13 protein-coding genes and 1 pseudogene are annotated in these 13,386 nt (G+C 69.3%); 7 read left to right on the forward strand and 7 right to left on the reverse strand.

What is annotated here, in order from left to right; genetic code table 11:
- Positions 1-156 precede the first annotated feature (156 nt).
- Positions 157-525, forward strand: coding sequence for a winged helix-turn-helix transcriptional regulator (locus tag ACFV9T_RS33285; RefSeq protein WP_385446226.1), 369 nt, complete (start codon positions 157-159; stop codon positions 523-525).
- Between the two features lie 85 nt (positions 526-610).
- Positions 611-1,822, forward strand: a complete 1,212-nt coding sequence (locus tag ACFV9T_RS33290; RefSeq protein ID WP_385446227.1) for a cytochrome P450 — start codon at positions 611-613, stop codon at positions 1,820-1,822.
- A 17-nt stretch (positions 1,823-1,839) separates the two neighbouring features.
- On the opposite strand, the gene ACFV9T_RS33295 is transcribed toward ACFV9T_RS33290, so the two are convergent.
- The 4 genes from ACFV9T_RS33295 to ACFV9T_RS33310 all read right to left on the reverse strand — a co-directional run bounded on the left by ACFV9T_RS33295 (position 1,840) and on the right by ACFV9T_RS33310 (position 5,135).
- Complete coding sequence (locus ACFV9T_RS33295; protein WP_385446228.1) at positions 1,840-2,988, reverse strand: GDSL-type esterase/lipase family protein; 1,149 nt, start codon at positions 2,986-2,988, stop codon at positions 1,840-1,842.
- Complete coding sequence (locus tag ACFV9T_RS33300) at positions 2,985-3,974, reverse strand: hypothetical protein (protein ID WP_385446229.1); 990 nt, start codon at positions 3,972-3,974, stop codon at positions 2,985-2,987. Before ACFV9T_RS33300 ends, ACFV9T_RS33295 begins: the two co-directional genes overlap by 4 nt.
- Positions 3,975-4,080: 106 nt before the next feature.
- Positions 4,081-4,317 carry a DUF397 domain-containing protein gene (locus tag ACFV9T_RS33305; protein WP_385446230.1) on the reverse strand — a complete coding sequence of 79 codons (237 nt, stop codon included), beginning with the start codon at positions 4,315-4,317 and terminating at the stop codon, positions 4,081-4,083.
- A complete protein-coding gene (locus ACFV9T_RS33310; RefSeq protein WP_385446231.1) occupies positions 4,314-5,135 on the reverse strand; it encodes a helix-turn-helix domain-containing protein in 822 nt (273 codons plus the stop codon). Before ACFV9T_RS33310 ends, ACFV9T_RS33305 begins: the two co-directional genes overlap by 4 nt.
- A gap of 119 nt (positions 5,136-5,254) precedes the next feature.
- On the opposite strand from ACFV9T_RS33310, the gene ACFV9T_RS33315 reads away from it, so the two are divergent.
- On the forward strand, positions 5,255-5,668 hold the full coding sequence (locus ACFV9T_RS33315; protein ID WP_385446232.1) for an ATP-binding protein: 414 nt from the start codon (positions 5,255-5,257) through the stop codon (positions 5,666-5,668).
- A 3-nt stretch (positions 5,669-5,671) separates the two neighbouring features.
- Here the strand turns inward: ACFV9T_RS33315 and ACFV9T_RS33320 are convergent, their stop codons facing one another.
- Positions 5,672-6,136: a MarR family winged helix-turn-helix transcriptional regulator gene (locus ACFV9T_RS33320; protein WP_385446233.1), complete on the reverse strand. Its 465-nt coding sequence runs from the start codon at positions 6,134-6,136 to the stop codon at positions 5,672-5,674.
- A 160-nt stretch (positions 6,137-6,296) separates the two neighbouring features.
- Here ACFV9T_RS33320 and ACFV9T_RS33325 point away from each other — a divergent pair, with 160 nt between their 5' ends.
- The 3 genes and pseudogenes from ACFV9T_RS33325 to ACFV9T_RS33335 all read left to right on the forward strand — a co-directional run bounded on the left by ACFV9T_RS33325 (position 6,297) and on the right by ACFV9T_RS33335 (position 9,149).
- Positions 6,297-6,956, forward strand: coding sequence for a hydrolase (locus ACFV9T_RS33325; RefSeq protein ID WP_385446234.1), 660 nt, complete (start codon positions 6,297-6,299; stop codon positions 6,954-6,956).
- Positions 6,957-8,208: 1,252 nt separating this feature from the next.
- A pseudogene (locus ACFV9T_RS33330) lies at positions 8,209-8,541 on the forward strand (IS5/IS1182 family transposase); the annotation flags it as partial.
- Positions 8,538-9,149: a hypothetical protein gene (locus tag ACFV9T_RS33335; RefSeq protein ID WP_385446235.1), complete on the forward strand. Its 612-nt coding sequence runs from the start codon at positions 8,538-8,540 to the stop codon at positions 9,147-9,149. The pseudogene ACFV9T_RS33330 and the gene ACFV9T_RS33335, both read left to right, overlap by 4 nt.
- 648 nt (positions 9,150-9,797) lie before the next feature.
- Here the strand turns inward: ACFV9T_RS33335 and ACFV9T_RS33340 are convergent.
- A complete protein-coding gene (locus ACFV9T_RS33340; protein WP_385446236.1) occupies positions 9,798-10,709 on the reverse strand; it encodes an SDR family oxidoreductase in 912 nt (303 codons plus the stop codon).
- Positions 10,710-10,807: 98 nt separating this feature from the next.
- On the opposite strand from ACFV9T_RS33340, the gene ACFV9T_RS33345 reads away from it, so the two are divergent.
- Complete coding sequence (locus ACFV9T_RS33345; protein ID WP_385446237.1) at positions 10,808-11,509, forward strand: TetR/AcrR family transcriptional regulator; 702 nt, start codon at positions 10,808-10,810, stop codon at positions 11,507-11,509.
- 10 nt (positions 11,510-11,519) lie between these two features.
- Here ACFV9T_RS33345 and ACFV9T_RS33350 read toward each other — a convergent pair whose 3' ends face one another.
- Positions 11,520-13,124: an ATP-binding cassette domain-containing protein gene (locus tag ACFV9T_RS33350; RefSeq protein WP_385446238.1), complete on the reverse strand. Its 1,605-nt coding sequence runs from the start codon at positions 13,122-13,124 to the stop codon at positions 11,520-11,522.
- Positions 13,125-13,386 lie beyond the last annotated feature (262 nt).

The following is a 13,386-nucleotide window of genomic DNA, read 5'->3' on the forward strand; positions in this document are numbered from 1 at the left end:
CGGGTGCCGACGCGGGGGCGCGCCGGGGGGGGCCCGGGCCCCCCCCCCCCCCCCGGGGGGGGGGGGGGGGGCGCCCCCCCCCCCCCCCCCCCCCGCCACTCCCACACCCGGCGGGGCGGGAATCCACACGACTCACGAACAGGAAGTGCAGGCCACATGTCCCCAGGGCGATCCTTCCCCTTCAAAGACGTGCCGGGGTGTGCGATGGAGGCCACCGTCAAGATCATCGGCGGCAAGTGGAAGGGCGTCATCCTGTTCCACCTGCTCGACGGGACCATGCGCTTCAACGAGCTGCAGCGCCAGATGCCCGGCGTCGCCCCGCGCGCCCTGACGCGGCAGCTGCGCGAACTCGAAGAGGACGGCATGGTGGAGCGCACCGTCTACCCCGTCGTGCCGCCCCACGTCGAGTACTGCCTCACCGATGAGGCGCGGTCCCTGGAATCGCTGCTCCGCGCCCTGAACGAGTGGGGCGAGCAGTGGCTCTCCCGGCGCGGCATCACCCCCCGGACCCCCGGAGCCGACTGATCTCTAATGATCTCCCTGGTGTTCGGCGCGGACAATGCGAACCGAGGTGGCCGACCTCCCCCCACCCGGCCGCCAAGGAGGATGCATGACGTCGTCCGCCCAGCCCGCCGAGCCCCTGACGTACCCGTTCGCGGCCGAGAAGCTGAACCTGGCCCCGCTGTACACCCAGTTGCGCCACGAGGAGCCGCTCGCGTGGGTCCAACTCCCGTACGGCGAACCGGGGTGGCTCGCCACGCGCTACGAGGACGCCCGGCTCGTCCTCGGCGACCCCCGGTTCAGCCGGGCGGCCTCCGTCGGCCGCGACTCCCCGCGCGTACGGCCGTACGCGCCCGGCCCCGGCACGATCAGCACGTTCGACCCGCCGGAGCACAGCCGGTTGCGCCGCCTGGTGACGAAGGCGTTCACCGTGCGCCAGATCGACCGGCTACGGCCACGCGTCCAGCACATCGCCGACGACCTGGTCGACGCGATACGGGCGGACGGCGCCCCCGCCGACCTCGTCGAGGACTTCGCCCTGCCACTGCCGATCACCGTCATCTGCGAGCTGCTGGGCGTCCCCTTCGAGGACCGGGCCGACTTCCGGCTGTGGTCCGAGGCGTTCCTCTCCACCACGAAGTACACGCTCGAAGAGATCAAGGGCTACCGGACCCTCCTGCGCGACTACATGGCCGGTCTCGCCGAACAGCGCCGCACCGACCCGCAGGACGATCTGCTCAGCTCGCTGGTCGCCGCGCGCGAGAACGACGACCGGCTGTCCGAGGACGAACTGCTCTCGCTGTCCGAGGCGATCCTCATCGCCGGTCACGAGACCACCGCCACGCAGCTCGGCAACTTCCTCTACGTCCTGCTCACCCAGCCCGACCACCTCGCCGCCCTGCGCGCGGACCTCTCCCTCGTCCCGCAGGCGGTCGAGGAGCTGCTGCGCTTCACCCCGCTCGGCTCGGGCAGCATGCAGCCCCGGTACGCGCTCGAAGACATCGAGCTGGGCGGGGTGACCGTACGGGCCGGTGAGCCGGTCGTCGTCGCCATCAACTCGGCCAACCGCGACGAGTCCGTCTTCACCGACTCCGCCCAACTCGACCTGCGCCGCCGCGAAGCCACCCACCTCGGCTTCGGCCACGGCCCCCACCACTGCCTCGGCGCCCCGCTGGCCCGGATGGAACTGCGGATCGCGTTGCACACGTTGCTTGAGCGGTTGCCGGGTTTGCGGTTCGCCGACGCCGAGCGGGACGTGGAGTGGAAGGTGGGCGTATCCACGCGCGGTGTCCGCCACCTGCCGGTTACGTGGGACGGGTGAGGCTCTGAGCGCTCCGGCTACTCCGGAGCCTTGAGCGCGGACTTCACCAAGCGGGCGGCGGCCCGCATACCGTTCTCGTTCGGATGGTAGGCGACCCGCCCCGCGGCAGGCCGGTAAGCCTCCACCCAGGGGTCGGGCGAGCACGCGTCGTGGCTCCGGCTGGCGGCGGCGAGGTCGATCAGGGTCGCCCCGGTGCCCTCCGCCGCGGAGGCGGTCGCGTTCGCCAAGCGGGAGGCGACGCCGCGCTCGAACGCCGCCTGGTCGGTGGTGAGGGGCGCACCGGCGCAGGTACCGGCGTCAGGCAGGAGGGTGAAGTAGTTCACCAGGTAGATGTCCGCGTCGGGGGCGATGCCGTGGACCGCGTTCACGACGTTCTTGAGCCGGTCGGTCAGCAGGCCGAAGGTCTGGTCGATCGCGGACTGGTCCACGGTGCCGCAGTTGGTGCCGCCGCCGGTCTGGCAGGAGTACGCGCCCAGGCTGCCGAGGTAGTTGACGTCGTTGCCGCCGATGGTGATCGTGACCAAGCGAGTCGTGCTGGTCACGGCGTCGATCTGCGGCGGCTGCCCACTTTGGCCACGGTTGAGGATGTTCGCCGTGGTGGCGCCGCTGCAGGTGACGTCCGTCAGGTGCGCCCCGGTGTCGCGGGCCACGATGCTCGGGTAGTTGTTCACCGACCGCCCGCATGCCGTGGCCCCGCCGCCGGGCTGCCCGGGCGGGATGCCCGGTCCCGCGGCGAAGGAACTGCCCATCGCCACGTATTCGAGACCGGCCCCCGCCTTTCCGCTCGTCGTGAAGACGGAGTCGGCGGTCAGGGCCTCTCCGCCGGAGCCCCTGCCTCTCGCTGAGATCCGGTACGTGGTCCGGGGCTTCAGCCGTTCCTTCGGGTTCCACCGGGTACTGTTCGCCGACAGCGCCCCCGGCACGGCCGAACCGCTGCCCGCCACGGTCATGGTGACCTTGGTGAGCTTCCCGTGGTTCGCCTTCACGCCCGTCGTGTCGACGGACGCTCCCTTGGCTCCGTCCTTCGCCGAGATAACGATCTTCGGCGCGGCCGAGCCGGTGTCGTTCGTGCCGCCGCCGTCGCAGGCCGTGAGGGCGAGCGCACCGGCCGCCAGCGCCGCACAGGCGATCAGGGCGCGTTGTCGCGTCTTGCCGTGCGCCGTCACGAGCTGCGGGCCCCCTGCGATTCGTACGGCGCCTGAGCAGCCGATAGCCGCTCTATGCGCTCCAGAATCGTCTCGACGCTTTCCCTCGGCACACCCGTAGCGATCTTCCAAACAGTCCCGCCACTCCTGTTCTTTCGGCTCACCAGCATGATCCTCCCGTTGTCGATCAGCGCACGCCTTTCGCCCTCCGTCGCGGAGGCCGATCCGGAAGAGGTGAGGCTGCGCATGCGGAGCAGGGCCTGCTGCACCCATTCCCAGCCTGCCGGAAACCGATGGCGGTAAACGGATTCCGATACGATGTGGCCTGGGGACAGCAGGTCCTTCGTGTACAGCTCCCCGATGAATGCCGCATTGTTCATGCGTCGTGCCTGCTCTGTCGACAGCGCGCTGGCGGCGATGCTCAAGCGGCCTTTTGCGGCCGACCGCTCAAGGGGGAGCCCGCCCTGGTCGGCCAGCGCCCACGCTTCTGCCGGGCCCGCCGTGATCCTGCGCCGCGCATGGTTGTCATGCAGTCGGTTGCGGGCCACCGCCTCCCAGGCGTCGGTGAAGTTTCTTCGCTCTTTGGTGACGGTGCTCGGTATGAACCCTCGCGTCACCCGGCCTTCTGTGAAGAGCCGTTTGATGTTGCTCGCTTGTTCACGGTCCGCGGGGGTTGACCATTGCTTGTATTGGGCCTCGGTCAGTGCGTCCGGGTGAATGTGCCAGCCCAGCCCCGGTACGTCCTTCCCGGGTATTTTCATGCTGGTCAGTGTCTCCGCTGTTAACTTCCCTGCCCCGGGGTTGGCAAGGCTGAGATAGCTGTGCAGCGCTCGGCCGACCGGCGCCTGCCGCCGCGCGGGGACGTACTGCTGGTGCTGCCCTTCTCCCACGTACATGGCCGGTATATCCACCAGCTCGTCGCTGTCCGGCAGCCTTTCCAGGCGGCGGCCCTCATCCTCGCTGACCCAAGCGATGTACCCGGCGGCGACCATGGCGTCGTGTGGCACGGTATCCCTCTATGCGACTCGGAACGTCTTCTTCACGGCCAGCAACGCGGACAGGGCCCGAGTGGTTCACTCGTCCTGTCCGCGGCGTGAAGGGACGGCTGTCGCGCTAGCGGGTGGCGAGCGTGAGGAACGCGGACCAGGCGTCCGCGGCTATCTGAAGGTTCGGCCCGTCCGGGACCTTGGAGTCCCGGACGTGGACGGTGGCGGGCGTCTGCGCCACCTCGACGCACTGGCCTCCGCCGGAATCGCTGTAGCTCGACTTGTGCCAGTCGAGGGCTACCTCGACGCAGTCGCCTCCGCTTGAGTCGCTGTAGCTGCTCTTGAACCATACGAGTCTGCTCATAGCTCACCCATCAACTGCTCGATGAAGCGCACGGATTCCTCTGGCCCGAGAGCCTGGGACCTGATCATGGCATAGCGCTGCGCCAAGGCGTTCACCTTGTCGGGCTTGGAGACCAGGATGCTCTCGCCGTGACTCTCCATATAGACCAGGGAGGTCTGGTCGGGAGCCTCTAGAACCGTAAACGCGCCTCGAAGGCCCGCGTGTTCCGCACGGTTCGATGGCATGACCTGGATGGTCACGTTGGGGCGAGCCGCGCACTCCACGAGGTGCTGGAGCTGGGCGCGCATGACCTCAGGGCCGCCGATCTCTCGCCGCAGTGCCGACTCCTCGATCACGGTATGGACCAGCGCCATCGGCTTGCGGTCGAACAGTGCCTTGCGGTCAATGCGGGCCTCAACCAGCCGCTCCAGCTCATCGGCCTCGAACGGCGGGTAGTTGCTCCGGAGTAGCGCGTGGGCGTACGGCTTCGTCTGCAAGAGGCCGTCGATCACCTGCGTGCAGTACGACGAGATGCTCAGCGCCTCCTGCTCCAACTGTACGAATCCCTGGAAGAACTCCGGGTACCGCTCCAGCCGCAGGCTGCCGATGGCGGCCCTCAATAGCCCGCCTGCGTCCAGCGCCTTCTCGGCCGCTTCGATGAACTCGTCCGTAGGCGGCTTCGCACACGTCTCCACCGCGCTCACCGCCGAGCCGGTGTAGTTCATCCGTTTGCCCAGCTCTTCCTGCGTCAGTCCCGCGTGCTCCCGCAGAATCCGCAGCACAGCGGCGAAGTACTGCACCGTCGGCGGTGCGGCGTCCTTCTTTTTGGCCTGTGGCATCTCAACCACCCCTCAACGCGGCTCAACGCCAATCAACGTCCGTTCGACCAGAGTTGTCGTCCGCCGCAGTCGACGTTCTGTTACTGGCGAAGGTAGCCACCTGCACCGACAGTGGGGGCATGAATGCACAAAGTCACGACGTAAATCCCTGCCATGGCTGGAAGCAGCGGTTTACACCCGTACCCCCATCCGTCCGCCGCGCACGCCACGCGGCCGAGGCCGCACTGCAGGGGTGGGGCGTAGCGCCCGGCTCGCTCCCGTTGGCGATGCTCGTGCTGTCGGAGCTGGCCACCAACGCGGTACGGCATGGCCGCGTACCCGGGAGGTACTACGAGGTGCGTATCGCATACGACGCAGAGAAGTTGGTCGGCATCGAGGTGTCCGACCCCGGCGACGGGATGCCGGTAGCCGGTGACGCGTCGCCGGATTCCGAGCGCGGGCGCGGGCTGGCGATCGTGGAGGGGTTCGCCGAGGCGTGGGGCGTGCAGGAGCGGACCGTAGGCAAGACCGTCTGGGCCCGCGTCCGCCTTTAGGCGTCAGTCGGGCTGCTTCTCCATGTGGGCGAGGACACGGTTCGAGATCCTGGCGAGCGCGGCGAGGTCTTCAGGGGGGAGGGCGTCGATGAACAGTCGGCGAACGTGCTCGACGTGCACGGGCGCGGCGTCCTCGATCGCCTTGCGGCCCGCCGCGGTGGCGACGATGAACGCTCCGCGCCCGTCGTCGGGACAATCCTCCTTGGCCACCAGTCCGCGCGTCGTCATCCGCCTGACCTGGTGAGACATGCGGCTCTTCTCCCACTCCACCAGCTTCACCAGGTCCATGAAGCGCATCCGCCCGCCGTTTTCGGTGAGTTTGGCCAGCACGAGGTAGTCGGAGGCGGACATCCCGGAGTCGGCCTGGACCCGGCGAGAAAGCCGTCCGATCAGCTTCTCCTGCAGGTGGATGAAGCCGTCCCAGGCGGCCTGCTGCTCCGAGGTCAGCCAGCGAGGCGTTGCGTTCATGGGGGGAGCGTAGCGGCGCGGCTCAGGCGGGTGTCCGCCCACCCGGCACGTACCCCGAAGTCGCCCCCCATGGCGGCCAGTTGACGCATCAACTACCTGCCTCTAGCTTAGTTGTCACGTCAACCAAATGGCCGACGTGAAGCTCCAGAAGGGGAATCCCATGAGCACCGAGAAGAAGGCCGGACTCGACGCCCTGCTGACGCCCGAGGAGAGCGTGCTCGTACTGATCGACCACCAGCCGTTCCAGTTCGCCAACCTGAACAGCCACGAACCGACGATGGTCGTGAACAACGTCGTCGGACTCGCCAAGACCGCCAAGGTGTTCGACGTGCCGACCATCCTGACGACCGTGCTGGAGGAGCGCGGCGGCTACCTCATCCAGGGACTGCGGGACGTGTTCCCGGAGCAGAAGCCGATCGACAGGACCTTCATCAACACCTGGGAGGACGAGCGCGTCGTGGATGCCGTCAAGGCGACCGGGCGCAAGAAGCTGATCATCGCTGGTCTCTGGACGGAGGTCTGTTTGGCGATGCCAGCCATACAGGCGGCGGGCGAGGGCTTCGAGGTCTTCGCGGTCACCGATGCCTCGGGCGGTGCCACGAAGGAGTCGCACGAAATGGCTGTGCGCCGCATGGTCCAGGCGGGCGTGGTTCCGATCACCTGGCAGGCCGTGTTGGGCGAGTGGCAGCGCGACTGGGCCCGTGAGAAGACCGTGCCGGGCGCCGCCGAGGTGCTGGCGCAGCACGGCGGTGCCTCCGGTGTGGCCTTCGCCTGGGAGACGCAGCTCCTCGCCGAGCGTCGCGCCGGGAGCGGCGCCTGACCCGTCCGCGTCCTGAGGTTACTTCTTCATCCCCTTACTGGCCTTGGGCTGCTGGTCCTGCGGCCGGGAGGGCTGGGAAGAACTCCCCCCTTGGCCGGGCTGCTGCTGCCACCGATCTTGTCCCAGCCTGGCCGCAGCGGCCAGCCCCGGGAGTTGTGGGGGCGGCATCTGCGTGTCAGAGGGGTGCAGTACTCCCGGCTGGGGTGGCGCGCCTGCACCCCTCGCCATGACCTCGGGAGGGACTGTCTGCTGGAGCAGCCATTCGCCTGGGGGAGGGGGTAGCTGACGGGACGGTCGAGGGGCGGCACGTGCGGATGGCTGAGGGGCGGCAGGTGCGTTCCCCCGGGCTCGCGGATTGGCTGGCACGGCAAACGAGCCAGCGTAATTCGAACGTGCGATACCTTGCCCTACCTCTGGTGCACCGGGCAGCAATTGACTTGGTGGCATTTGGGTGGCGGGTACGGGCGGTCGAGGGACAGGTGCGTCGTCCCAAGCCCCCTCGGGCGGCACGGCGAATGAGGCGGCGTAACTCGAAACTGCGTTATCCTGCCTTGTCGTTGATGCAGCTGGATCGGTGGGCTGTCTCCTCGGCGGTGGCATTGCGTAAGCGCTCCCATCGAACTCGATGCGCAAGCTGGCAATGCTCTCAACGGGACCTGCAACCTGACGGTTCAACCCGATCGGTTCCTTCTTGGAGGCGATGCAGCTCTGCGAAGGTCCCGTCTCTCTCCAGCAATTGGCTGTAGCTGCCGGACTCCGCGATCCGGCCGTCATGCGGGCCCACCACGCGGTCGGCCACCCGGGCATTGGCAAGGCGGTGTGTGATGAACAGCGCCGTCTTGTCCTCGGACTGCCCGACCGCACGTCCCCCATGACGGTCGGGCCGGAACTGCCCTGGCACCTGCTCACCCCCTCCAGGGTTGGCCCATGGCGTCCACACCAGTCCGCAGCAAAGCCTTCGACCACCTCGGGATGGCCCGCACTCACCTGGTCGTCGGCGAAGTCAGCGGCGCCCACCAGGAAACACGGACCGCTCTGGCGCTGTTCGGCTCCATCGGCAGCACACGTGTCGGGGATCGCCTCGCCGAGCTGTACGCGGAAGCCGCGCCCTATGCGACCGCTCCCGAGGCCGCGGAGCTGCCGAACAGATCCGCGCCGCAGTCCGGGGCTGACGCCTGCCCCCGCGCCCATCGGGGCGGCGAACGCCGCCCCGATGGAGTCCTTGCGCCGGTCAGCCCGCGGTGGGCGGGGGGTGCCGGGCCGCAAGCGCGGCCTGGTCGTGGATGTCCTCGGCTTGGTCATCGCGGGCGTCGTCCTCGCCGCGCACGGCGCCGGCCTGGGTATCGACATGGAGATCGTCCAACGCGACCCGCGGTACAAGGGGTTCGTGCCGCAGCCGAAGCGGTGGAGGGTCGAGCAGACCTACGGGATCCTGATACTGCACCGGCGCCTGGTCCGCGACTGCGAACACGGCCCCTCCTCCTCCGCCTCCCGCGTCTACTGGGCGATGACCCACGTCATGACCCGACGCCTCACCGGCACGAACACCCCCACCTGGCGTGAGCCGCAGGCGGTACCCGCGTGACTCTCCAGCCCCTGCTCGACGCCCTGGACCTCCAGGAAAGCGCCGCCCGGGACCTGGCCGAGCACCCGGACTACCCCCGCATCCTCACCGTCTTCAACCAGGCGACCGGGCCGCTACGGGCCAAGGAGGTCTGCGAAGCCCTCGGCCACGAACTGCTGCCGAAGAACGTTGAAGGCACGGCATGTTCGGAGACGCCGTGGAGCATTCCAGCAACGGCCCCGTCTCACCGAAGGATGCCTCATTGGAACTGGACCATGGCTCACCGCCGACGACAAGCCGAGTTCAAGCTCAGCAACTACCCGTCCTTGGGGAACTTCACCTCCAGGAGATCCCCAAGATCCTCTCACGTAAGGTCATCGCTGTCGTACGATAACTCCCGCCCCACAAGGGGCAGTTCATCCCCCGAAGGAGTCTTAATGACCCGCTCTCGGAAGATCCTTGCCACCTGCGCGCTCACGTTAGGCGTCATCAGCGGCATGGCCAGCCCAGCTCTTGCCGACAACGGGGCGGCCGTCGTGCCGCGGCCGACCCAGACCTCGCCGGCTGAGAACTCCCCGGACTTCGTTCTGGCTGAGATACCGCAAGAGCACGGACATTCCCGCGGCTGACAACCCGCTCCCCTCCCGACAGGAACAGGGAGGCATTTCCTTCACTCCTGTCGTAGCGCGACGCGCCAATCCGCCTGACAGGCACAGCTGGTGAACGGCCTTTCCCTCCATCCGACGGCCCGTCCGGGCCCGTAGGGACAACCTCCGGCCTGCCGGAGCTATCCGGCGGGCCGGAGTGCGGCAAGCGCCGAGGGACACGAAGTCCGACGGGTCTGCCCATAGGGGCGAACCGGTCCATTGACCATGGCGGGGCCAGGCTGCTCGGCTGGGCCGCCGGGGTGCGGCAGGCGACGGTGTCTGTCGCGGAGGACGAATGAACTGGAATCCCGCGAGGCCCCGGTGGAGCGGGTGCGCCGGGAGGAGGTCGCAAGCGGACGGTCGATCTGAACCTGGGGTTTGACTTCACCCGGCGCTGCTGGCCCTGGGGTTGCGTCCAGGGGCGTAGTGTACGGTTTCGACCTGATCCGGGGGTTCGCTCCGGCATTGGGGCGGTGCCCGCATAGGCGAACCGCCCACTGAGAGACCTGTAGATCCTCCCCAGGCAGAGGGCTGCTTGGCTCCCCTGTTTGTGGCCATCGCTCGCCCCCTAAATGGCCAGTTTTCTCCCGGGAGGCCTCGGCCTCCCTGCGTTCGGTTGGCTCGGCGGATTCAGTGGCCGACAGGCACGGAGACGCCGGTGAGCTTTTCGGCTTCGGCCCACAGCCGGGCCGCGACCTGCTTGTCGGTCGCCGTGCGCGGGAGCTTCGCCACGACGGGCGGGCCGACCATGGACCAGCGGGGCCCGTAGTAGGCGGCCTGCTGAGCGTGCGGGTCGGTGGCGGCGCGCAGCAGCGGCTGGGCGCCGCCGGTGGCGTCCTGCGAGGGCACCAGGCGGCCGAGGATCCGCAGGAGCAGCGGCGGGCGGCCGCCCATGGTCGGGCCGCTCGCGGCGATGTTGGTGCGGGCGCTGCCCGGGTGCGCGCCGGTGGACAGCAGTGGCCACCCGTTCTGCACCGCCAGGTCGGCCAGGTGCTGGCTCATCAGCAGGTCGGCGAGCTTGGACTGCGCGTAGGCGGGGATCGGCTTGTAGCCGGTGGTCGCGTTGAGGTCGCCGAAGCGGATGGTGCCGCGGGCGGCCGTGCCGCTGCTCATCGTCGCCACGCGCGGCGCGGGGGCCTTGAGCAGCAGCGGGAGCAGGCGGACGGTGAGGGCGAAGGGCCCCAGGAAGTTGCTGCCGAACTGCAGCTCGAAGCCGTCCTTGGTCTCGTGGCGGACCGGGGGCATCATCACGCCGGCGTTGTTCAGCAGCAGGTCCAGCGGTCTGCCGTCGGCGATCAGGGCGTCGGCGAGGGTGCGGACGGAGGCCAGGTCGGCCAGGTCGAGGTGGCGTATCTCGACCTCGGCGCCGGGGTGGGCGGTGAGGATGTCGCGCTGGGCCTGCTCGCCCTTGGAGAGGGTGCGCACGGCGAGGATCACCGTGGCTCCCGCCGCGGCGAGGGCGGTGGCGGTGGCCTTGCCGGTGCCGCTGTTCGCGCCGGTGACGACGGCGAGCTTTCCGTGCTGGTCGGGGACCTGGTACATGACGGACTCCATTACATACTGCCGGTATCTTGTCTCCGCCGCACCGTAACGTACCTTCGGTCCCTTAGTAAAGTACCGACGGTCTGTAGCATGTGGCTATGGCCTTTCAGCGAGCACGCACTGACGAGCAGCGCGCCCAGCGGCGCCAGCAGATCCTTGAGGCCGCCGCCGGGATGCTGACCGAGATGCCGGTCGCGCAGCTGAGCCTGAACGAGCTGAGCCGACGCGTCGGGCTGGCCAAGGCGAATGTGCTGCGCTACTTCGAGTCGCGGGAGGCTGTCCTGCTCGTCCTGCTGGACGCCGAGGTGAAGGGCTGGATCGCCGCACTGGAGCACACCGAGCCGCCCGGCGAGGGCACGCCGGGTGAGCGCGGGGACCGCCTCGCCGATCTCCTGGCCACCTCGATGGCCGAGCGGCCGGTGCTGTGCGACCTGCTCAGCGCGCAGGCCGCGGTACTGGAGCACAACATCTCCGCAGAGGTCGCCATCGGCCACAAGCTCGCCGCACGACAGTCGATCGAGGCACTGGTTCGGCGCGTGGCGCGGCACCTCCCCGAGCTCGGCCCGGAGGGCTCGGTGACCCTGGTGGAGACCACCTTGCTGATGGCGATGACGGCCTGGCCCTGCAGCCGCCCCTCGGAGGCGGTGCGGAGCGCCTACGCCTCCGACCCGGCGCTGGCCGGTATGCGCATCGACTTCACTGACCTGGTGCGCCGCACCGCAGCGGTAACCACCTCCGGCCTCCTCGCCCGCCAGCAGACGGCAGGGGTCAGCTGCGCGCCGTCGTCCTCGTCGGGGTAGCGGGTCGTCGTCACACCGCGTTGGCCTCGGGTCCTTCTTGCAGGCGGTGCAGATCCGCGAAGAGCCCGCCGTTCTCCAGCAGTTGGCTGTAGGTGCCGGACTCCGCGATCCGGCCGTCGTGCAGCACCACTACGCGGTCGGCGACGCGGGCGTTGGCGAGGCGGTGCGTGATGAACAGCGCCGTCTTGTCGCCCGCGAGGAGTCTGAGGCGGCTGAAGACCTGGTGTTCGGCTCGTGCGTCGAGGGCTGAGGTGGGCTCGTCGAGGAGCACCACGGGGGCGTCGCGGTGGAACGCACGGGCGATGGCGATGCGTTGCCACTGACCTCCGGAGAGATCGTGCCCGCCCCACCAGGAGCGGGCGAGGGAGGTGTCCAGGCCGCTGGGGAGCTTCGCCAGTACGGTGTCGGCCCCGGCGCGCTCGGCCGCGACGTGCACCGCGTGGTCACCCTGGGGGCGGGGCTGGCCCAGGGTGATGTTCTCCCGCGCTGCGAGCGGCCAGCGGGTGTAGTCCTGCGGGACCATGGCGGTGGCCCGCCAAACGGTCGCGGGGTCGAGGTCGGCGAGATCGTCGTCGTTCCAGGTGACGGTCCCGGTGGTGGGCAGGTAGAGCCCGGTCAGCAGCTTGGCCAGGGTGGTCTTCCCCGAGCCGTTCTCCCCGACGAGGGCGATGATCTCTCCGCGCCGGATGTCGAGGCTGACGTCGCGGATGGCGGCGGTGTCCTTGCCCGGGTAGGTGAAGGTGAGGTCGCGGGCGCGGATCACCTCGGGGCCGCCTGCCGGGGCCGTCTTGGTTCCACGGTGCATGGCCCAGTCGTCGGCGGTGTCGAGGAACCTGACCCAGTCGGTGACGTAGAGGCTGGTCGCGAACAGGCGCGCGGATGCCCGCACGCTGCCGGAGAGCGCGGCGTTGGCGGTGCGGACCACCACGACCGTGGTCGCCGCGGTGGCGACGTCCATGCGGCCGGTGAGCGTGGGGTAGAGGATCCCGGCCCACACGGCGGCCAGCGCGAGGGTGGCGAGCAGATCGCCCGCGCCCTGGGTGAGGGCCGCGCGCCGGGAGGCGCTGATCTGCTCGGCCTCCAGGCGGCCGGAGATGACGCGGTACTGCTCCACCATGAAGTCGCCCATGGTCGCCGAGCGCAGTTCGGCGGCGGTACCACGGTCGGTGGTGTACTGGGCGAGGACTCGGCGCAGGCGGGTGTCGGCGAGGCCTCGGTGGGCGGCCTCGTGGTCGAGCCGGGCGGCGCGCACCGCGCCCCACACCCGGGGGAAGACGGCCAGCAGCAGGAGCGGCAGGAGCGCGGCGTTGAGCGTGGCCACCACCGCCAGCGCGGCGAGGAGCTGCGCACACGCGGACACCAGGGTCTGGGCGCTGGTGATCAGTTCCGGCATCTTCACCGCGCCCTGCGTGGCGGCGAACCGCCCGTCCTCGAAGCTCGCGTTCTCGTAGGCGCCCAGTTCGGCGTTGACGGAGGCGGTGATGACGGCGAGGTCGGCCTCGCGGTTGACCTGGGGCGCCAAGCGGCTGGCCGACAAGCGGGCAACGGCGTCGGCCAGGTAGCTCGCGCAGGCCGTCGTGGTGACGATCACCAGGGCCGGTAAGGCTTGGCCCATACGGTGCGCTGCGGTGCCAGGGGCGAGAAGTCCGGCCAGAAGCCTGGAGGTGGCGCTCAGCGCCACGGCCGTCAGGACGGCGCGGAGCCGGGGTGGTTGCCGTGTTGTCGGGGGCCGGGGTGGTGGAGAGAGTCACGCGCCCATTGGGGGACAGCGACCCGCGCGCTCAACCGCATTGGTCGGCGTTCGGTGTGTCGGCGCAGTTCACGCCCACCCGTGGTCAATGGTGCGAGACCGCGATCCGCTCGATCGGGTGAGTTTG

It is taken from the genome of Streptomyces sp. NPDC059850, from assembly GCF_042731515.1.
Classification (GTDB): domain Bacteria; phylum Actinomycetota; class Actinomycetes; order Streptomycetales; family Streptomycetaceae; genus Streptomyces.